The sequence below is a fragment of the Vibrio sp. Vb0937 genome, from assembly GCF_033338855.1.
The window spans coordinates 346855-367727 of the sequence record NZ_JAWOTK010000001.1; the positions used below are offsets into that span (position 1 = coordinate 346855).

The window sequence follows — 20873 nt, forward strand, 5'->3', positions numbered from 1 at the left end:
ACAAAGAAAATATTTAATTGTATTGACGGTTCTAATTAGGAGAGATGTTTTAATTAGACGTTATATTCAGCCTTTACTTCAGCTTGATTCAGATAATTCTTACAGAGTGCATTAATTGCGTTCTGATATTATTTTTGATAGTGCGATGTGCAAGTGTTCTCACTAAAAATTAAATTTTTTACGTTTCAAAGAATGTCAGTTATGAATGAATTTGCGTTGCGATTGATGAAATGTGCTCGTGCATATGAAGAGTTCATTAACAAAAAACTATTAAGTAAACAGAGCATCAATTCTGATGAGATAGCTAGTATCTTAAAGGAAGCTAAGTTCAATTTTCCTGAACTTAGAGATAGTAAAATAGGAAGCAAATTAGAGACGATAGAATTAGAACTGTTTAATAAGGTTTTATTTAATATTATGTTGAAATTCGGATTCAGAGTGCCTGAATCTCACAAAGATAATACGAGCTCTATTTATATTCGTAGATAAAAATAAAGCCTTCCATAGGAAGGCTTTATAATTAAGACGATTTAAATTAAGCGCACTATTAACTAAGTAATTAGCGTAGTAGTGACATTGCCATGCTTGGAAGCTGGTTAGTTTGAGACAGAACAGTTGTACCTGCTTGCATCAACATTTGGTTCTTAGTCATGTTTGAAGACTCTACTGCAAAGTCTGTATCCATGATACGACCTTTAGATGCTGTAACGTTTTCTACCATGTTACCAAGGTTAGCCATAGTGTGCTCAAGACGGTTGATGTTCGCACCGAAGTCTGCACGAGAGCTACCAATTTTTTCTACTAGACCGTCAGCGCCGCTGATTTTGTCTAGTGCTGCTTTTGCTTTAGTCGCGTCATCGATACCATCTGTAATTGCTGCATCAGCAAGGATAGTAGTGATTTCACCGATACCTGCGCTTGCGCTTACAGTCAATGTTTCAGCAGAAGATGCACCGATTTGGAATGTTACGTCACCTGCACCGAAGCCGCCGCCTTTAAGAAGGTTTTGACCACCGAACTTAGTGTTGTCTACGATGTTGTTTAGTTCTGCAGTAAGCTGTGTGAACTCTTTGTTAAGAGACGCACGGTCTGTTGCACTGTTTGAACCGTTCAACGATTGTGTAGCAAGGTCGTTCATACGGTAAACGATGTTTGTCATTTCATCCATCGCACCTTCAGCAGTTTGCATCATAGAGATGCCGTCTTGTGCGTTACGCATTGCTACTGACATGCCGCGTGTTTGCGCTTCTAGACGGTTAGCAATTTGAAGACCAGCAGCGTCATCAGCAGCTGAGTTCACACGGTAGCCTGTGCTTAGACGTTCCATTGCTGTGTTTAGAAGTCCGCTTGTTGTGTTCATTGTGTTTTGAGTTACAAGCGAAGCGTAGTTAGTGTGCATTGATAAAGCCATCTTAGTCTCCTTAGTTAGTCACTATATCTTTCAGGCCTCGGGATATTCCCTTGTCACTAACTAGAGGCGGTCGGTCGGCTTTAATGATTAATTTGAAAATTAAAAAATTTCTAAAAAAGATAAAAATTGATGATTTTTAGTGATTTGTATTCCATGAAAACCGAGAAAATCATCATATAAGCCTAAATTTTTTAGTTAAGTTAAAGAAACTATTGCCCAATGATCTTGTGGTTATCCGTTATAAATAAAAAAACAGCACGAATAAATCGTGCTGTTTTAAATATAAATGGTTGAGTTTCAACTATTCCTCATCAAAAGACTGAAAGGAGAGAGAGGTTGGGATATCGCTGAAATAACCAAAATAATAACTGGCACCCAATAAACGATAGCGGTTAAGTTCCGTTTGACTCGCTACACGTCCGGCAACCCAAGTATATTTATGCTTTCTTAAGAACTTAGCAATAGGTAGGAAAGCGTGTCTTTCTTCTTTATCCTCTAGTGTGACTGACAATTTGATCATATCGGGACTAAAGTCTGCGACGCGCTCGAAGTTCACTTGCGATGTCGCGACTTCAAACCAAAGTGAATATGCATTCTCTTTTAACTTTTTGGTGAGTGTGGCGACTTTATCACTATCACATAACGTTTCATCAGCTTGAAGAGAAGGAATCACGTGTTGAAAAGCAGAAGAGTGGAATTGAATCGTCTGTTCGAGAAAATAAACCCCAGGCTCCCAAAGTAATGCATCCACGCGAATCGGCACGACAACATTACTAATCAAGTCGTGATGAAAGGCTTCTAACTGAAATTGTGTTTGTCTTAGTGCAAGGTAAAGGCTGAACAAATCCAGGCAGTACTGCATTTGTTCAGAGAGTTTGAATTGATAGACACTTTGTTCTCCACGCATACCAAATCTCAACGTCAGGTGTTGGAATTCTACTTCCCCTGATTGAGCTTCCCTAATTGCTTGGCATGCGTGTTGGACATCATTGTGTTTTAAAGCATCAAAGACTAATTGATCGTCATCCGTGACGATGTGTTGTACTGCGAGACCAACCAAATGTTCGTACATCGCATGTGTTGAAATAAGATTAACCAAGGTTTCCTACCACATTGATTTGTTTGTTTTCTGGGATTTCGTTGTAAGACAATACTGCCAGCCCTTGTGTAAATGTGCGAGCGTAACGCGCTAGAAGAGGGCGCAGCTGTGGCATAACGAGAAGGATCGGAGGTAGCCCCTGTTGTTTAAGCTGTTGTCTGATCAGTGGTAAGTTTTGTTGGAACTGACCAAGAATGTTTGGCTCAATTGGGAAGCTATCTAGTGTTACCGTACCAGAAGATTGTGCTTGTTGCAGTGAAGTTAGTAGCATTTGTTCTAGCTCATCAGACAGTGCGTAGACATTTAACTCGTTCTTTTGTCCTGCAATTAAGTTAACAAGCGTACGCTTTAGTGCACAGCGCACATCAGATGCAAGTAGGATCGGGTCCTTTGTATTTTCCGCGGATTCCAACATTGTGTTGGCAATCGTGCGAATATCTTTTAGCGGAACTTGGTCCAATAAAAGCTGACGATATACTTTCAGCTGCTGCGCTGGATTAAGTGCTGCTGCTAATGCTTCTGCTAGTTTCGGGGCTTGTTGTGTCAAACGCTGGGTTATTGCTTCCACATCGTCGTGCGTAAACAATTCTGCAAGGTTTGTCTTCATGATTTTACTAATATGAGTGGCAATAACAGTGCCATCATCGACAACTTGGTAACCCATATTAAGTGCTTTTGCTTTATCTTGATGCTCAATCCACACAGCTGGCAACTGATAAGCAGGATCGCTACCCAAAATGCCATCTACCTCACCGTAAGTTTCGCCAACCGCTATCGCCATTAAACGCTCTGGTTCAATAAAACCTTGCTCAATGACTTCGCCATTTAGAGAAATTGTGTATTGGTTTGGCTTGAGGCTTAGGTTGTCACGAATACGAACTTCAGGTAATAAAAAGCCAACTTGTTCAGAAAGGTTTCGACGCACACCGCGGATACGTTGTGATAAAGGAGCCCCTTGTTCTTTGTTGACTAGATGGACGAGTCGGTAACCAAGCGCAAGTGATAATGTTTGGACGTGAGGAATATCATCCCATGTCAGCGGTGTATCATCGTCTTGCATCGCTTGTGAAAGTGCTTCGACCTCTTCAATCTGGGAGTCTTGCACTGGCTTCTTGGTTTGACGCCACCCTGCGAACGCTAATGCGCCAGCAAACGCAAAAAAGGCTAGGTGTGGCATACCCGGTACCATACCGATTACCGCCATAATACCTGCGACAGTAAATAGCGTTGCAGGAGTTGCCAGTAATTGCTTTTGCATGGTTTCCGACATGCCATTATCGCTATCATTAATTCGCGTAACGATAATCGCGGCAGCCGTTGCCAATAGTAGTGAAGGAATTTGAGCAACTAGACCATCACCGATTGTGAGTAGGGCATAAGTTTTAAAGGCGTCAGACGCAGCGAGTCCATGCTCGAAGACACCAATACTAATACCACCAATGATATTGATAAACAGAATCAACAAACCTGCGATGGCATCGCCACGCACAAACTTTGATGCACCATCCATCGAACCATGAAAATCGGCTTCGTTGGCGACTTCTTTACGGCGTAAGCGAGCCGTTTCCTGATCGATAAGGCCAGCGTTTAAGTCGGCATCAATTGCCATTTGTTTGCCTGGTAAAGCATCCAACGTAAAGCGGGCTGAAACCTCAGAAATACGTTCACCACCTTTGGTGATTACGACGAAGTTGATGATCATCAAGATGACGAACACCACCATACCAACGACGTAGTTACCGCCAATGACGACTTCACCGAATGCTTGAATGACCTTACCCGCTGCGTCACCACCATTATGTCCTTCTAAGAGTACAATTCGCGTAGAAGCCACGTTCAATGTGAGACGTAATAATGTTGCGACCAGCAAAATAGTTGGAAAAACAGAAAAATCTAATGGTCGCTTTGCGGTTGTGCTGACCAGTAATACTAGGATTGCTAAGACGATATTAAAGGTAAACAGCGCATCCAGTAGCAGAGGAGGCAAAGGAAGAATCACCATTGCTAATATCATTAGCAAGACGATTGGAATGCCAACGTAGCCTTTGGTTGATGTTTGAAGTTGTTTTAACCGGTTAAGCATACTTTCGTGTCCTTGGATAAACGCGGGTTAATCAGTGCTGCAAATGTTTTGGAATCGAAAAATGAGGTAAAGGAATTGGCTCTTTTCCCTCACCTTTACGAAAGGCTTTCAATTGCAAAACGTAAGTAAGAATATGTGCCACTGCGATGTACAGTTGGCTTGGGATTGCTTGTTCAATCGCCGTCGTGTGATAAATCGAACGGGTAAGTGGCGGGGAGTTAATGATTTCCACTTTGTTTTCTCGGGCGATACGTTGAATGTGCATAGCAGTTTCGTCTACGCCTTTTGCGACGACAAAGGGCGCGTCAGAAAGCGAAGGCTCGTATTTCAGTGCGACTGCGTAGTGCGTTGGGTTTGTGATGATCACGTCAGCCGTCGGCACCATTTTATCGATCTTACGGCGCGCAAACTGTTGCTGTATTTGACGAATACGTTGCTTTACTTCCGGACGACCTTCATTATTTTTAAATTCCTCTTTCAATTCTTGTTTCGTCATGCGGAGTTCTTTTAGGTGTTCCCAACGCTGATAAGGAATGTCGATAACCCCAAATAACAACAATGCAAAGCCCATTAAGAGTAAGCCTTCAAACAGAATTGACATTACTAGAGAAAAACCTTGGCTGAGCGGGAGATTTTGCATGCCAAGTAATGGCTGTAAGTGGTTGTCTAAGTAGCCATATAAGATGCCGAAGATGACGGCTACTTTGAACGTCGACTTTAAGAGCTCAACCACCGAACGTGTCGAAAAAATGCGCTTTATCCCGCTCAAAGGATTAATTTTGCTCAGCTTTGGCATCACGTTCGCTGGACGGAACATCCAGCCGCCTAGCACAAGGCTACTACCACAGGTCACGATAATAATGACGGTAAACAATGGTAATAGCATGTCGATGATGACCGCTAAACTTTGTCCCAATTGCTCGACAAGTTGTTTAGGATTTTCTAGGTCGGCTCGCGTCAGCATCATGTTGTAGCGAAAGATCCCCGACATGCTTTCCCAAATACTATTAAGCTGAGAGTAAAAGTAGAGCGCCACCGCTAGAAATATAACCGCAGTAGTAAACTCTTTCGCGCGAGGAATTTGTCCTTCCTGGCGGGCTTTCTTTACCTTCTGCGGTGAGGCTTTTTCAGTTTTGTCTTGAGAAGATTGATCGCTCATGCTCCCCCCAACATAAAGTTACTCAAGTGTCTAATGGTGTCGTGAACGAGCGCCGTGTAGCGACCAGGAACACCAGAAACTGAGATTAATACGCTGAATAGACCCAGCAGCATCGTCATAGGAAAACCTAACGCATAGACATTAAGTGATGGTGCGGCTCGGTTCATTACACCAAAACTGATGTTGGCTAGAAGCATGGAAACAATAGCGGGCAAAGCCAAAGCGAGTGAAGAGGCAAACATCCAACCGAAAATATTGACAACACCTTGCAGAGAAAGCGATGTGATACCAGATCCGACTGGCCAAACAACAAAGCTTTGAATCACGATATCTATGACGAGTAAGTGTCCTTCTAGCGCAAGAAACAACAAGGTTGAGAAAATCAGAAATATGCGTCCCAAAATGGCGACAGAAAGCCCGTTAATAGGATCATTCATCATCGCCATACCTAAGCCCATTTGCAGAGAAATCACCTGACCAAGCATGGTGAAAACGTTAAAGAGCATGTGCAAAATTAACCCAAACATTACCCCCCAAATAGCTTGCTCAAAAGCAAGGAACAGGGAAGTCATAGAGAATAACTCGACTTGTGGCATGGGTGGCATTAACGGTCCAGTAATGACAACGATCGAGAGGGCCAGTAAAGTACGAACCCAAACAGGAATAATCGCATCACCAAAGAAAGGCATTGAAATAAATACGGCTCCCACACGAAAAAACGGCCACCAGAGTTGACCGAGTATCGCCGAGAGCTCTGCAAATGTGATGGCCATTAGCCAATCATCCCTGGTATGTTGTGGAACAAGAAATCAAACAGTTCCATGATCTTACGGAGCATCCAGTGACCTGCAAAAATCACCATTAATAAGGTAACGAGCAAACGTGGCAAAAAGCTGAGTGTTTGCTCGTTGATTTGTGTGGCAGCCTGAAATACGGCGATACACAAACCGACAATTAAGCCTGGAACAACCAATACGGCAACCATCAAAATGATCAGCCATACTGCATCGGAAAATAACGTTACGGTTAGTTCTGGGGTCATAACTGCTCCTAGTTAACCGAAGCTGGCAGATAAGGTGCCAACTGTCATTGCCCAACCATCCACGAGTACAAATACCACCAACTTAAAGGGAAGTGAGACAATTAAAGGTGATAGCATCATCATACCCATTGCCATCAGGACACTGGCGACAACCAAGTCGATGACCAAAAACGGGATGAAAAGCATAAAACCAATTTGGAAGGCGGTTTTTAGTTCACTAATGACAAATGCAGGCAAGACAACGGCAAATGAAATATCCTCAACGTTTTGGTCGAGAGGCTCATTGGCAATACGTAACATTTGTTCAAGAGAGCTTTGGTGCGTCTGTGCCAGCATGAACTCTCTCACTGGTTTCTCTGCAACAGAAAAAGCCTGTATTAGCGTGATTTCGCCGTTGTCGTATGGCTGAAACGCATTTTCATAAATATCGCTCCAGACAGGGCGCATAATCAGCAACGTCAATGCGAGAGCGATCCCGACCAACACTCTGTTAGGTGGGCTTTGTTGAAGACCAAGAGCTTGGCGCAAAATCGCAAGGACAACGACAATTCGAGTAAAGCTCGTCGCCATCAAAATAAATGCTGGAAGAAAACTGAGCGCCGTCATCAACAACAGAATTTGCAGTTTAACGCTGTATTCTTGTTGTGTGTCGCCATCAGAAACGGACAAGATAGTTAAGCCGTTGTCAGCCGCCATTGTTGGGAAAGCAAACAAAAGTGACACCAATACCAAAAGAGGTAACCAACGGTGCCAAGCGCTCAGATTTTTCATTGTGTGCCTACCTAAGATTATTGACCAACGCCACTCAATGCAGAGTCATGTACATCGATCAGACGAAGTCCATACTTATCATTGACAACGACAACTTCAGCGTGGCCCATAAGAGAACCGTTTACTTTCACGTCTAAAGGCTCGCCATTGAGCTTTTCCAACTCGATAACCGTGCCTTCACCTGCTTTCATTAAGTCCCCAAGTGGGATCTCCTTACTCGCAACTTCCAGCGTGACTGTGACAGGAATGCTTTTGAAAAAGCTAAGGTCACGTTCCGCAGTGGCTGGTTCTTGTTGGAGCGTATCTTCGGCTTCAAAGTCTTCTAATTGAAAATCATCAAAGTTCAGTTCTTCTGCGTCGAATGCATTAGTTTCTAGCGCTTCGCTCATCGCTGCGGTTCCTTATCAGGGTTAAAGATCAAAACAAGTTGGCCGTCTTGCTCGGCAATACGACCTGTAAATAGAGATTGGTTGCCAATGCTTACTGGAACCGTGTTAAGAAGCTCAATAGGTAAAATATCGTTGGGTTGTAAGCCAACCACATCACTTAAAGGCATCTTCTTTTTACTTAGAACAACGTTCAGTCGAACGGGGGTCGTCTCTAAAGAACGACAGAAAGGTTGAAACAAATCGGTATCAGGCTGCAGTTCAAGCTGCTCGATTAGCGTTTGAATAAGATGACCATCTAGCTTGAGATGAATTGAGCCTTGATGATCGTCAAACGCAATGTTTAATTGAACGTTAATGCCAATACCTCTAGGGGTCTCATACTCACCCGTGTCCCACATTTCACCAGGAGCAAGCCAACCGATGATGATTCGACTGATGCGCTCTTGTAAACGTAAGTCACTGGCCGTCAGAGTAGCGGCTGAACGCTCTGCACTTGCACCATAAAATCTATCAGCCAACTTTATTAGCGTGTGAGGGTTACCATGGATGAATACCATGCCGCCTTCCTGATGTTGATAGGTCGACGTTTGCTCTTTGTCCATCTCAACCGATGTAAAGCGGTGCAAGTCTACTGAGGTTAAGCTAGCTTCCACTTTTCCTGTGCTGAGCCAATTTTGTAATTCAGTCGTAAGGTTTGAGCAAGATTCTGAAATTAAATTATCGAGCTTCTCACGAATGATATGAATAGGTTTGCCTAATAATTCTACATCAAGTAGTTGACTATCAGAAATAGGCTCGCTAACTCTATTTTCCATTTATATTTTACCGTGCGTTAACAATCGAAAGTGTTTTAACTTAATGGCGTGTAGTCTACACAGAAATTTTAATGATCTTTTAGCTCCAAACTCTAAGATTGTGACTTTAGTTCACATGTTGCTTTGTTCATATAGTCATAATCTTTTAATGAAATTTAAAAAGAGTTAGTTTTCTTTATAAATCGCTTAATAAATAAAATAACAATGTTGAGCGTTTTAGTTGTTATAGATTTTTTAAATTGCCTTTATGGCGTAACAACAACTTCAAATAAATAAATTATAAGATACTGTTTTTTATGCTTAAAGCTTCCATTGGAGGCTAAGCGTGCTCTCTTGAGCGTTTTGTAACCAATTTTAATATTCAGAATAGGTAATTAAAATGATTAGCTATGCCAGTTCTCTCGGCTTGGTGGCATATTTAATTAAACGGTTTAAGTCATGGGAATGTAAGATATACATGAATCATGTCCGTTTGATAATTTGTAACACAATTATTGTTATCAGTTTTATTTTTTCAAAAGTGTCATATTCAGAAGAAGTCTTAACAATCCCTATGGACCTCTCTAAATGGACATATGAGGGAAATAAATTCAAATGCAACTTGTTGCAATCAAATAATGACTATGGGAAGTTTTATTTCCTAGCGGAACCTAATAATAAATTCTATTTTATTTCCGATATAGAATATGAAAACAATAAATGGAAAACGATTGCTTTAACAACTCAAAATGCTCCTTGGAGTAATGAGCTTTATAGAAAAGAATTTGGCTCCCTTGAATTTACTAAGCCGTCTCAGCGTTTCATCTTTAATAAAGGCGCTGAAGAATTCATGGATTCAATTGCTTTGGGTAGTTGGGTGACGCTGTCACTTAAAGGAAGTAATGCTTCCTCTGTTTCAGAGATTGTGATTCCTACTCTTCAAATTCAAAACGCATTGAAATCATTTAATGCGTGTCGCGCGCGATTGCCTAAATTGTCTTTTTCAGAGGCAAGGGATATGGCGCTCTCATTTGAGTTTGGTCAGAAGACGTTAAGTCGTGGACAGAAAGCAACACTAGAAGCGCTGTATAGCTATGTATCTGTGGATGATCGAGTGACCAAAATCCTCATCGACGGTCACACCGATAACGTTGGTTCAAGTTTAACGAACCTTTCTGTGTCACGTACTCGAGCAGAGCAAGTCACCAACGCTTTGATTGAGCTTGGGGTCGACGAGTCGATGATCGAAACACGAGCTCATGGTTCGCGTTACCCAATTGCCAGCAATAACTCGGTTAATGGCCAAGCAAAAAACCGACGTGTCACCCTGCGTTTAGTGAGAGACAACGAGTATACGGCTACGAAACACTACCCAGATCTACAATCACAAAATCAACAAACGAAAGTTAAGGTTCAATGATGACGAAAACGAAAATTTTGTTGGTTGAGCCAAATGAAGCTCTTGCTCAACCAGTATTGGATGTGTTGCAAAATGCAGGTTACACCGCGAAACACACTCGTACTGGTCGAGGCGCTTTGCTTGAAGAGCGAGCAGAAATCACTTTAGTGAGCTCTACGCTGCCGGATATGTGTGTTCGTGAGTTTGTCGCGTGTCACCAAAAGCAGCGAAATTCGGGTGTTGTTATTGCGATTGTCGACCAAGAACAAGGCATCTTGGCTGCTGAGACGATGAAAGCGGGCGCTACTGATTATCTATTACGCCCATTTGAATCTAATCAGTTGGTTAATCTGCTTAAACGTGTTGAAGCGTTAGGTAAGCCAATGGCCAACATTGTTGCGGAGTCTTGGAGAAGCAAACAAGTTCTGCAATTGGCGCATCGTGCAGCATGTACTAACGCGAGTGTGCTTATTACAGGTGAATCGGGAACGGGTAAAGAAGTGCTGGCGCGATATGTGCATGAGCACTCTCCGCGTATCAATGGTCCATTTGTGGCGGTTAACTGTGCCGCCATTCCAGAGTCAATGTTAGAGGCTGTGCTATTCGGTCATGTAAAAGGCGCGTTCACCGGAGCGACAAATTCTCAAAGCGGTAAGTTTGAAGAAGCAAATGGCGGGACGATTCTGCTTGACGAGATTGGTGAAATGTCACCTGCGGTTCAAGCTAAATTGTTACGCGTCCTCCAAGAGCGTGAAGTAGAACGTGTTGGTAGCCATAAAGCCGTTCAGCTCGATATTCGTGTTATTGCGGCAACCAACAAAGACTTACGTGAGGAAGTTCAAAAAGGCACGTTCCGTGAAGATCTTTATTATCGATTAGATGTGCTGCCTCTGCACTGGCCGCCTTTGCGTGAAAGAAAAGAGGACATTCTACCGATTAGCCAATTCTTTATTGAAAAGTATCAAGATAGCAGCCGCTGTCACCTATCCCAAGATGCGATTAGTGCGCTGAGTCAGTATCACTGGCCGGGCAATATTCGTGAGTTGGAAAATGTCATTCAACGCGCTTTGGTCATGCGTCATGGTGATTACATTACAGCCCATGACCTGATGCTGCCTATTGAGCTTGTCGCGTCAGTTCCTACAGCAGAGCCAACTTCAAGTTTTGGTCATGTAGAAGCGAAGAAGCAAGCTGAATATCAGTTTATTTTGGAAAAGTTACGTCAGTTTGGTGGAAACCGAACGAAAACCGCAAACGCGCTTGGAGTCTCTACTCGAGCGCTACGCTACAAGCTCGCAGCAATGCGAGAACATGGTATTGATTTACAGTCGGCACTAGGCTCGGCTGCCTAATAGGAGAAAAAATAGATGGCAAGTCAACCTACTCATGCGGTCTCGGCAGAGCAACTTATGTTGTCAAAAATGCAGGCGATGCAGGCACAAGTGCAGCCGCCAGAGTTTATCGTGAGTGCAAATCCTTTAGATCAACAATCACTAAACGCACCTTTATCGTTCTCACAAGCGATGACAAATGTGTTGGATGCAGTGAATCAACATCAATCAGTGGCTAGTCAAAAAATGACGGCCGTAGAAACAGGAAAAAGTGATGACCTAGTTGGTGCAATGGTCGCGAGCCAAAAAGCCAGCTTGTCCTTTAATGCTTTGATGCAAGTGCGCAACAAAGTCGTGACCTCATTTGAAGATATTATGAAGATGCCGGTGTAATTCATGTCAGAACTAACCCCCCAAGTCGCCGGAAACACAGCTATGGCTACCGGCACAGCACAGACATTTTCTACTGCCAACGGCATGGACGATGTGACAACGAAGCTGAAGCAAATCTGGTCTAGCAGTCAGAGAAACTTAGTGCTATCTGCGGTGTTAGCTGCGATTGTTGCAGCGATTATTGTGGTTGCACTATGGAGTTCCTCGCAGAGCTTTCGTCCGCTATATAGCCAACAAGAGCGTTTTGATATCGGCGAAATTGTGTCGGTATTAGAAAGCGAAGGCGTAAGCTACCGCATGCAAGAGCAAAATGGACAAGTTCTTGTACCAGAAGGTGAGGTTGCGAAGGTGCGCATGTTGCTTGCATCAAAAGGTGTTAAAGCTAAGCTGCCGACAGGTTTGGATTCGCTCAAGGAAGATAGCTCTCTTGGTACGAGCCAATTTATGGAAACGGCGCGTTATCGTCATGGTTTAGAAGGTGAGTTAGTACGTACTATCATGTCTTTGAACTCAGTAGCGAACGCGCGTGTTCATTTAGCAATACCTCGTCAAACTCTATTCGTCCGCCAAAACAGTGAGAATCCTTCAGCATCTGTCATGCTTGAGCTCAAACCTGGTGAAGACTTAAAGCCTGAACAAGTTGAAGCGATCATTAACCTAGTGGTCGGCAGTGTCACGGCAATGAAGCCAGAATTTGTTTCTGTCATTGACCAGTATGGCCGTCTTCTTAGTGCGGATGTCGCTTCTGCGGAAGCTGGTAAAGTAAATGCGAAATATCTTGAATACCAGAAGAGTGTTGAAAAACAGATCATCCAACGCGCAGCAGATATGCTTACGCCGATTGTGGGGCCGAGTAACTTCCGAGTACAAGTCGCTGCCGATCTGGACTTTAGCCAAGTTGAAGAAACACAAGAAATTTTGGATAACGCACCGGTTGTGCGTAATGAGCACACCATTCATAACAACTCGGTTGATCAAATTGCGTTGGGTGTTCCTGGTTCTCTAAGTAACCAACCGCCAGTGACAGGATCTGGTGAAGTGGAAACGAACGACAGCCAAAACACGAATGCGCGATCTGAAGTGAATCGTCAATATGCTGTAGGGAGCAGTGTTCGTCGTACTCAATACCAACAAGGCCAAATAGAAAAGCTTAGTGTATCGGTTCTGTTGAACTCCAAAGCTTCGCCAGATGGTGTGGCGTGGAGTGAAGCCGATAAAGAGCAAATCTCAAACATGATCATGGATGCTGTTGGTATCTCTGCCACACGTGGTGACAGCTTAAGTTTAATGAGTTTCAACTTCACCCCAATTGAAATTGATGCTCCTCCTGCACTGCCGTGGTGGCAAGACCCTACAGTACAGCAGCCAATACGCTACGTTATTGGTGGCTTGTTAGGCTTGGCGATGATCTTCTTCGTACTGCGTCCATTAATCATGCACCTAACTGGCGTTGATAAACCTGTGCCTGAGCTAAATTTTGCTGAGCCTCAGGAAGAACCTGACTACGAAAACTTGCAAACGCGTGAAGAACGCGAGCATGAAGAAGTACTTGATCGCCGCCTATCTGAAAAAGGCATCTCAGCCTCTTCAGGTTTAGATGTAAACAGCGACATGCTACCACCAGCAGGTTCGCCATTAGAAATTCAATTGAAACACCTACAGCTTATTGCTAATGAAGAGCCAGAGCGCGTAGCCGAAATACTGAAACAATGGGTAAACATCAATGAACACAGTTCTATCAAAGCAGACGCTTAGTTATGTTGAACAAACCGCGCTCGTGCTATTAGGCATGGGCGAGGATGCCGCAGCAAAGGTTTTGCAACACTTTAGCCGTGATGAAACCCAGCGTGTGACTCGTGCAATGGCGAAGTTAAATGGCATTAAGAGCGATTCTGCTCGTGGTGTTATTCAAGCTTTCTTCGAAGATTTCCGTGAGCACAGCGGTATTCGAGGAGCCTCTAAGGAATACCTATCTAATACATTGCGTAAAGCGTTGGGTAACGATTTGGCAAAAGGGTTATTGAATACGCTATATGGCGATGAAATTCGCAACAATATGCAGCGCTTACAGTGGGTGGAAGCAGAAACTCTCGCTCGTTTCATTGTGAACGAGCACCCACAAATGCAAGCAATTTTTCTAGCGTATTTGCCAGCGGACAGCTCTTCAGCGGTATTGAAGCACTTGCCACAAGATTACCATGACGAAATCTTGTTCCGTATTGCTCAATTGCAAGATATCGATCATCAAGTTGCCATTGATTTGCATGAACTCGTTGAGCGTTGCATCGAAAAAGTATCCGCAAGTCAAAGCACGCCGTTATCAGGTGTTAAGCAAGCAGCAGATATCATTAACCGCTTTGAAGGTGACCGTGGTTCATTGATGGAAATGCTGAAGTTGCATGATGAAGATGTTGTTAATGCAATCGAAGAAAACATGTTCGACTTTATGGTTCTTGGCCGACAACGCGAAGAAACCATGGACATGTTGGTGCAGCAAATCCCGCTAGAGTTGTGGGCAGTCGCGCTAAAAGGTTCCGATATTACCTTACAGCAAGCTATTAAGCGTTCAATGCCGCAACGTATGGTGAAAGCGCTAGAAGATGACATGGACGCACGCGGCGCTGTTGCGTTAAGTCGAGTTCAAAAAGCACGTCAAGACATCATGCAAATGGTACGTGAGCTGGATGAATCTGGTGAAGTTCAGCTGCTTCTCTATGAAGAGCCAACGGTGGAGTAAGGTCATGCTAGAGACAAAATCAAGTACTATGCGATTGCCTCCGAGCGGGTATCGTTTACACCGTTTTCCGCCTTTAGCGCAACCTAAGACTATCGAAGACGAATTCGGGCTAGATAACCAAGGCTGGCAAGAACCTCAAATAGATATCCAACAGCAACTTGAAGAAGGTTTTCAACAAGGTTTGCAACAAGGACATGAGGAAGGCTTACGCCAAGGTATCGAACAGGGCAAGCAACAAGGTCTGTTGGAAGGCCAAAAAGAAGGTTTCCAAAAAGGCTTTGTTTCCGGTGAGCAGTCTGGAAAGCAAGGCTTTTTGGAGGCGGCGAAGCCTGTCAATGAACTTTTTCACGCCCTTTCTCGTTGGCAAGATGAAAAAGAACAGCAACAACGCCATATGATTTGTGAACTGGTACAAAAGGTAGCTCAGCAAGTGATTCGTGCCGAGCTCACTTTAATGCCTCAGCAGATCCTAGCTTTGGTGGACGAGACATTGTCTGCCATGCCTGGTAAAGCGGAAACAGTAACTGTGCATTTAAATCCGCAAGATTTAGAGCGCATTACTCACATCAATGCTGATTTGCCGCAATCTTGGAAACTGGTCCCTAATACGGAGCTTCCTATTGGTGGCTGTCAGTTAGTGACTGATGACGCAGAAGCGGATGCGAGCTGCGACTCTCGTTTGGAAGCCTGTATGGACAATGTAAAGCAACACCTTTTGGATGAAGTCAGTATTCCACAGGTAGAGTCTGAGCATGAGTAATACCCTAAGCCATGAACTATTAAGTGAGCGTTTGAGCGAAGCCTTGGCTTCGCTTGATTCAATCCCTGTTGCTCGCGTAACAGGGCGATTGATAAAAGTAAACGGCTTAATGTTACAAGCCGTAGGGTGTCGGTTTAAGCTTGAGCAGCGTTGTCTCGTAGAAACCGCGGAAGGCGATATGATCGAAGCGCAAGTTGTGGGCTTTGAACACACTATTGCTTACCTCATGCCTATCCGCCGTTTAGGCGGTCTGTTTGCAGGTGCAAAAGTCATCCCTCTTGATGGTGACAGTACCGTACAGCTAAGCTCTCAGTGGTTAGGACGCGTACTGAATGGTTTAGGTGAGCCGTTAGATGATGGGGCACCGCTTAAGGGGGGAGATCGAGTTTCACTTGAACCAAAACCGATTAACCCACTGAAGCGACGCCCAGTTGATACACCACTCAATGTAGGCGTGCGAGCGATTAATGGACTATTGACGGTAGGCAAAGGCCAACGTATTGGTTTGATGGCTGGCAGTGGCGTCGGTAAAAGTGTGTTAATGGGGATGATCACCAAAAACACGGAGGCCGATGTAATTGTGGTCGGGCTTATCGGTGAGCGAGGCAGAGAAGTACGTGAGTTCATCGAGAGAAACTTAACCCCAGAAGCGCGCAAGAAAGCGATCATTATCGCGGCTCCTGCTGATGAATCCCCGCTAATGAGGTTAAGAGCGACACTACTTTGTCATCGCGTTTCAGAGTATTTCCGAGACCAAGGCAAAGACGTTCTACTTCTGATGGATTCTCTAACCCGATACGCCATGGCACAGCGCGAAATCGCTCTTTCGCTCGGTGAGCCTCCAGCTTCTCGTGGTTATCCGCCTTCTGTCTTCAGCGTGTTACCTCAACTCCTAGAGCGAGCGGGTAACAGTGAAAATCAACATGGTAGCTTAACGGCAATTTATACCGTATTGGCAGAAGGGGACGACCAACAAGATCCTGTCGTGGATTCCGCGCGCGCCATCTTAGATGGGCATGTCGTTTTATCGCGTCAACTGGCTGAGCAAGGGCATTATCCCGCGATAGATATCAACGCGTCTATTAGCCGTTGTATGAATACTTGTACGCAGGACGCACACAGCACGATTGCGAATAACTTCCGTCAAATGTACTCCAACTACCTTCAGGTTAAAGAGTTACTGCCATTAGGGGGGTATCAACCAGGACAAGATCCTGAGTTAGATCAATCTGTTGCTATGTATCCAAACTTGCGTGCATATCTACAACAAGCTGCCAATGAGTCTGTAGATTACCCAACCAGTTTGACCGAGCTCGCGCAGCTTTTTCAAAGTGCTTAATCAAATGGGAGTGACAAGGCTGAAATGAAATCCAAGTTAAAAGCCGTAGGCAAGTTACAGCAAATGGAAGAAAAACAGCGTGATCGTGTGGGTCAACAACTTGATGCCATGCGTCAGCGTCACTCCCATCTTTCAATGCAATTGGAACAGTTATCGGCGTTGAAAGGCCACGCTGGACAATCAACCCGAACCGGCCCGACGCTGACGAGCGCGGCTTTGATGAACTTTAATCGTGTTGACCAAATGCTACAAAGAATGCTTCGTCACCACGAGCAAGAGCAAGCCGTTATGCAAGCGGAATGTGCATCTGTACAGAAAACACTAGAACACAAGCACGCACGCGTTCAAGGGTTAGAAAAAGTGCTTGAGCGTTGGCGTACTAAGCAGAACTATGAAAAAGCGAAAAAAGAGCAAAAGATGATTGAAGACATCATTAACTCTCGCGTTAAGCGCAAGATATTATGATGTCTTGTTGACGCAACTAGGAGCGCGAATCATTTCTGCGGTGTCTTAGCCAACCAAACCAGCCTCCAAGCATGATCAACCCTGATCCGAGAGCACCGCCGCCGCCGCTGCCGTTATCGTCAAAGCCCGACGTGTTAGTATCTTCTGGTTCAAAGCCGGAATCGCCTTCACTATGATAATCTTCTGTACTTGCTAAGAGGGGGTTATAACGAGTTTTCACTCCCGAACTGGTTTGGGCTTCAATCCACGTTGTATAATTTAGAACCTCAGTAAACACACTCGGAATCGCAGCAGATTCACAAACAGAAGAACCATAGCTAACAATACCGATTTGCTGATACATGCCATTATTGTCTTGATAAGTGAGAGGACCGCCTGAGTCACCGCGGCAGATACCAGTGTAGCTTCGCTCAGGAAATCCATTCGCGCACAAACTTTCCTGAGCATTAAACCCTGTTACCAGCGAAGCGCATTGGGTGTCGGTAAGGGGTTTTACTTCTGCCCAGCGTAAATAGTTTGGCCCGTTTTCATCACTAGTCGAGGTCTGACCTAAACCGAATATCTGATAAACCGTCTTGCTGCTGTAGTCTCCAAAGTCTTGCGGTAAAGTGATGGATTGAACGTTATCGGTAATAGGGCGAGTCAATTCAAGGACAGCGATGTCATTAATCCATAAATCGCTAGGCACATAATCAGGATGAATCGTGATAGAGCGAACATCTTTGAATTCTTCAACAAACACGTCATTCATCGTAGGGTTTTTGACTAGCACTCGTAGATCGTTGATTGTCCACCCGTCAGTGAAAACGCTTGGTTCTACGCAGTGAGCCGCAGTTAAAATGAAACGGTCGTTTACAATGGTTCCCCCACAAATATTGGCAAACTGATTAGCGCCAGTTTTATGTAGAATAAGACGTGCAAAAAAAGGAAGTTGGTTTTGGGTCGCCTGCTGCCCTCCAATAATTGCCGTGGAGATCCCTTGTTCTGAAAGGCGGTTATCATTTTCTGCTTCTGCGGTCGCACTCAAAGATACTGCAAAACAGAGTGCGCTTAGCCATATTTGATACTGCTTCATAAACCATCCTTGGATGAAAAGTGCTCCTCTAACTTTATACTAGTTTTTCAGTGAATGTGCTTAACAAAAGTTTCTAATAGTTGAATGATTGTTGTAGCCAAGATCGCAACAGATGAAACGATTCAAGCTTTAGCTTGTGTGGCGGGCATACAAAGTAAAGCTGTTGATGAGGATTAATGACGGGTTCACCCAGCTCGATTAGCTGACCATATTTGATGTCATCCTTCACAAACAAGCGATGAGTGACCAATAACCCCAAACGACGAGTTGTGGCCTGGACGGCTTGTATCGACATGTTAAAAGTGATTGGTTTTTTATTTTTAGGTCGCTGGATACCCGTCGCGTCCTGCCACACGTTCCAGTCATTTTTTCTTCGCTCGTTAGTAACTTCAATGATGGGATATTGCTTTAAGAGTTGAGTGATGTTTGAGTCCTTTGTCTTCGCTATCAATTCAGGACTGCACACCAAAACCAGTTCATCTTCACTGAGCTTTTCGCAGTAGTAATCCTGCCATTCTTCGGGATTTCCATGCACCAAGGCCGCGTCGATACCTTCTTGTTCTAAATTGAATCTGCCAGACAGGTTTGATAAACGAACGTCTAATTGAGGAGCAAACCCTTGTAAATCTGACATTCGAGGAATCCACCAGTGAAGAGCCAATGAATTCACCATATTGAGCGTAACACGCTGCAAGTTCTGATCTTGGATGAGTGCTTCCGTTGCATCGACAATTTGCTCTAAAGCGGGTGCCACCTTCCTGTAATACTTTTTACCGTCCGCGTTGAGTTGAACTTGTCTGCCTATGCGATCAAATAGAGGCTTGTTGACTTGACTCTCCAGCGATTTAATTGCCTGACTTACGGCTGAGTGGCTCACACTTAATATCTGTGCTGCTTCTGTCATGCTGCCAGACTCAGCTACTGCAACAAATACGTAGATGGACTTTAAGGGGACTAGTTTCCGCATAATTTAAAAACCGTAGCTGGTGATAGATAAGTTAAACTGTAAGTTTTTCTTACATCAATGGTTAATATTACTCGCTATTTACGATAAGTGATGTCTTTTAAAATGCTCCATATATTAAGGAGTATTGAATGAATGCTGTAAATAAATCTATCCTTTTCATGTTGATGTCTACGTTAAGCTTATCTGTTACTGGACTGTTAGCAAAGCAGTTGTCAGGCGAACTTTCCGTCACACTATTTAGCTTCTTACGTTTTTTGGTGCCTGCGCTTATCTTGCTTATCTTACTTCGTGTGAAAAACCTTACCTTTCCTAAAGCGGGTACGCTAAAGCCTATTTTATTGCGTGCTCTTTGTATCGGTTTGTCACAACTTTGCTTTATCGCGTCATTACAAACGTTAACGCTCGTTGAAGGGGTTGTGTTGTTTGCTACTGGCCCATTATTTATTCCCTTGGTTGAAAAGCTGTTCATGAGGGGGCGCATTCGTGTTTCAACATTGGCGGCTTTAGCAATGGCGTTCACTGGTGTGGTTATGTTGGCGGGCGGTGGAAGTGAGATTACTTGGCGAGCGGATTTATTGCTCGGCTTGGCTGGTGGACTCTTCAATTCTGGTTCTCAGCTTACGTTATATAAAGTGAGTAAAACAAATATGTCGCCGCTAGAAATCAACTTTTGGGCGTTTGGTTTTGCTGCCGTATTTCTGTTGCCGCTAACTTTGTTTAATGACTTCGACGCGTTACTTAATATGAGTGTTATGGCGCCTGAGATTTCTTCAAATACGCTGTGGATCGGTATGATGTCTCTGATGATCATTAACACCCAAGTTTTTCGCTCCAAAGCATATAAACTGGCAAGCAGTGGCTCTCAACTTGCGCCACTCATTTTTACTAACTTATTGTTCACTGCGGTTTGGCAGAGCCTGTTTTTTGAAGACCGAATGAGTCAAAGTCAAATTGTTGGGATGAGTTTAATAGTGCTCGCAATCATACTGAACACATGTTGGGTTCGCTTTACGGCGCATCGCAGTGGCGGTTTACAAGCGAGAACTTCTTAGTCTGTCGGAAAATGAAGGGGGCAGGTAGATAAATTGGTCGTGTGGTTTGATTTTTCCTGAGTATGGGCTAGCGTCAAGAAAGGTTCAGGGAGAGAAATCATGCTTACGCTAAATTATTACGTCGAAATTTCGGCGACACCGCAACGAGTGTGGGAAGTGCTAACCGATGTTGAGTTGTATAAACGTTGGGCACAAGCATTTTCACCGCAGTCTCAATTTGAAGGAGCTTGGGAAGAAGGAGGTGGCATCACTTTTTTTGATCCAGATATGGGCGGGACAAGGGCGATCATAGATACGGTGCTACCGCTTCAAAAACTTGAATTTCATCATGTTGCCATTTTTAATCCGGATAATCGTCAACAACTCGATGCTGACCTAGCATCTAGGTGGATCGGATCGCGAGAGATCTACCAGATCGATACCAACAACGATCGTTTACTACTCAATGTTACCATTCATACTCACAATGACTTTGTTTCCATGTTTAATCACGGATGGGAAAAAGCCTTACCCTTGATAAAAGCCATTAGTGAAGAGCAAGCTTAGGGTTCTTGCTTATCTTGGGCTGACGATGCGTTGCCTGAAGGTATACAATAGCACGCAAGAT

General features: G+C 44.0%; 22 protein-coding genes. 11 read left to right on the plus strand and 11 right to left on the minus strand.

What is annotated here, in order from left to right; genetic code table 11:
* Positions 1–201 precede the first annotated feature (201 nt).
* Positions 202–489 (plus strand): hypothetical protein, encoded by a 288-nt coding sequence (locus R7P67_RS01570; RefSeq protein WP_005375016.1) that lies wholly within the window; start codon positions 202–204, stop codon positions 487–489.
* Positions 490–559: 70 nt separating this feature from the next.
* Here R7P67_RS01570 and lafA read toward each other — a convergent pair whose 3' ends face one another.
* The 9 genes from lafA to R7P67_RS01615 all read right to left on the minus strand — a co-directional run bounded on the left by lafA (position 560) and on the right by R7P67_RS01615 (position 8769).
* Positions 560–1411 carry a lateral flagellin LafA gene (gene lafA, locus R7P67_RS01575; protein WP_005375019.1) on the minus strand — a complete coding sequence of 284 codons (852 nt, stop codon included), beginning with the start codon at positions 1409–1411 and terminating at the stop codon, positions 560–562.
* A 301-nt stretch (positions 1412–1712) separates the two neighbouring features.
* The gene (locus R7P67_RS01580) at positions 1713–2483 is read right to left on the minus strand and encodes an EAL domain-containing protein (RefSeq protein WP_017633491.1); all 771 of its coding nucleotides are present in this window, start codon (positions 2481–2483) and stop codon (positions 1713–1715) included.
* Between the two features lie 19 nt (positions 2484–2502).
* Positions 2503–4593 (minus strand): flagellar biosynthesis protein FlhA, encoded by a 2091-nt coding sequence (gene flhA, locus R7P67_RS01585; RefSeq protein WP_005375024.1) that lies wholly within the window; start codon positions 4591–4593, stop codon positions 2503–2505.
* 31 nt (positions 4594–4624) lie between these two features.
* Positions 4625–5752 (minus strand): flagellar biosynthesis protein FlhB, encoded by a 1128-nt coding sequence (gene flhB, locus R7P67_RS01590; protein ID WP_005375025.1) that lies wholly within the window; start codon positions 5750–5752, stop codon positions 4625–4627.
* Positions 5749–6525, minus strand: coding sequence for a flagellar biosynthetic protein FliR (gene fliR / locus R7P67_RS01595; RefSeq protein WP_005375027.1), 777 nt, complete (start codon positions 6523–6525; stop codon positions 5749–5751). Before fliR ends, flhB begins: the two co-directional genes overlap by 4 nt.
* Complete coding sequence (gene fliQ / locus R7P67_RS01600; RefSeq protein WP_005375036.1) at positions 6525–6794, minus strand: flagellar biosynthesis protein FliQ; 270 nt, start codon at positions 6792–6794, stop codon at positions 6525–6527. The genes fliR and fliQ overlap by 1 nt, the downstream gene beginning before the upstream one ends.
* A 12-nt stretch (positions 6795–6806) precedes the next feature.
* The gene (gene fliP / locus R7P67_RS01605; RefSeq protein WP_005375037.1) at positions 6807–7565 is read right to left on the minus strand and encodes a flagellar type III secretion system pore protein FliP; all 759 of its coding nucleotides are present in this window, start codon (positions 7563–7565) and stop codon (positions 6807–6809) included.
* Positions 7566–7582: 17 nt separating this feature from the next.
* Positions 7583–7954: a flagellar motor switch protein FliN gene (gene fliN, locus R7P67_RS01610; protein WP_005375038.1), complete on the minus strand. Its 372-nt coding sequence runs from the start codon at positions 7952–7954 to the stop codon at positions 7583–7585.
* Entirely contained in the window at positions 7951–8769 is an 819-nt protein-coding gene (locus R7P67_RS01615; RefSeq protein ID WP_005375039.1) for a FliM/FliN family flagellar motor switch protein, read from the minus strand. Before R7P67_RS01615 ends, fliN begins: the two co-directional genes overlap by 4 nt.
* Positions 8770–9148: 379 nt before the next feature.
* Between R7P67_RS01615 and R7P67_RS01620 the strand changes: the two genes are divergently transcribed.
* The 8 genes from R7P67_RS01620 to fliJ are packed head-to-tail and all read left to right on the plus strand — an operon-like array spanning position 9149 to position 17172.
* On the plus strand, positions 9149–10168 hold the full coding sequence (locus R7P67_RS01620) for an OmpA family protein (protein ID WP_213964058.1): 1020 nt from the start codon (positions 9149–9151) through the stop codon (positions 10166–10168).
* The gene (locus tag R7P67_RS01625) at positions 10168–11499 is read left to right on the plus strand and encodes a sigma-54 interaction domain-containing protein (protein ID WP_031778880.1); all 1332 of its coding nucleotides are present in this window, start codon (positions 10168–10170) and stop codon (positions 11497–11499) included. The genes R7P67_RS01620 and R7P67_RS01625 overlap by 1 nt, the downstream gene beginning before the upstream one ends.
* Positions 11500–11514: 15 nt before the next feature.
* Entirely contained in the window at positions 11515–11871 is a 357-nt protein-coding gene (fliE, locus tag R7P67_RS01630) for a flagellar hook-basal body complex protein FliE (protein ID WP_213986945.1), read from the plus strand.
* A gap of 3 nt (positions 11872–11874) precedes the next feature.
* The gene (gene fliF, locus R7P67_RS01635) at positions 11875–13626 is read left to right on the plus strand and encodes a flagellar basal-body MS-ring/collar protein FliF (RefSeq protein WP_005384024.1); all 1752 of its coding nucleotides are present in this window, start codon (positions 11875–11877) and stop codon (positions 13624–13626) included.
* On the plus strand, positions 13595–14608 hold the full coding sequence (locus R7P67_RS01640) for a flagellar motor switch protein FliG (RefSeq protein ID WP_213875863.1): 1014 nt from the start codon (positions 13595–13597) through the stop codon (positions 14606–14608). Before fliF ends, R7P67_RS01640 begins: the two co-directional genes overlap by 32 nt.
* A 4-nt stretch (positions 14609–14612) precedes the next feature.
* Positions 14613–15368 (plus strand): flagellar assembly protein FliH, encoded by a 756-nt coding sequence (gene fliH, locus R7P67_RS01645; RefSeq protein ID WP_005375050.1) that lies wholly within the window; start codon positions 14613–14615, stop codon positions 15366–15368.
* A complete protein-coding gene (fliI, locus tag R7P67_RS01650) occupies positions 15361–16707 on the plus strand; it encodes a flagellar protein export ATPase FliI (RefSeq protein ID WP_005375057.1) in 1347 nt (448 codons plus the stop codon). Before fliH ends, fliI begins: the two co-directional genes overlap by 8 nt.
* A gap of 24 nt (positions 16708–16731) precedes the next feature.
* Positions 16732–17172 (plus strand): flagellar export protein FliJ, encoded by a 441-nt coding sequence (fliJ, locus tag R7P67_RS01655; RefSeq protein ID WP_005384016.1) that lies wholly within the window; start codon positions 16732–16734, stop codon positions 17170–17172.
* A gap of 16 nt (positions 17173–17188) precedes the next feature.
* On the opposite strand, the gene R7P67_RS01660 is transcribed toward fliJ, so the two are convergent.
* Together R7P67_RS01660 and R7P67_RS01665 are read right to left on the minus strand one after the other, a co-directional pair.
* Entirely contained in the window at positions 17189–18247 is a 1059-nt protein-coding gene (locus R7P67_RS01660; RefSeq protein WP_158155482.1) for a S1 family peptidase, read from the minus strand.
* A gap of 73 nt (positions 18248–18320) precedes the next feature.
* The gene (locus R7P67_RS01665) at positions 18321–19214 is read right to left on the minus strand and encodes a LysR substrate-binding domain-containing protein (RefSeq protein WP_262653268.1); all 894 of its coding nucleotides are present in this window, start codon (positions 19212–19214) and stop codon (positions 18321–18323) included.
* Positions 19215–19342: 128 nt separating this feature from the next.
* Between R7P67_RS01665 and R7P67_RS01670 the strand changes: the two genes are divergently transcribed.
* Entirely contained in the window at positions 19343–20266 is a 924-nt protein-coding gene (locus tag R7P67_RS01670) for a DMT family transporter (RefSeq protein WP_053307934.1), read from the plus strand.
* Between the two features lie 99 nt (positions 20267–20365).
* Positions 20366–20812, plus strand: coding sequence for an SRPBCC family protein (locus R7P67_RS01675; protein WP_005375065.1), 447 nt, complete (start codon positions 20366–20368; stop codon positions 20810–20812).
* Positions 20813–20873 lie beyond the last annotated feature (61 nt).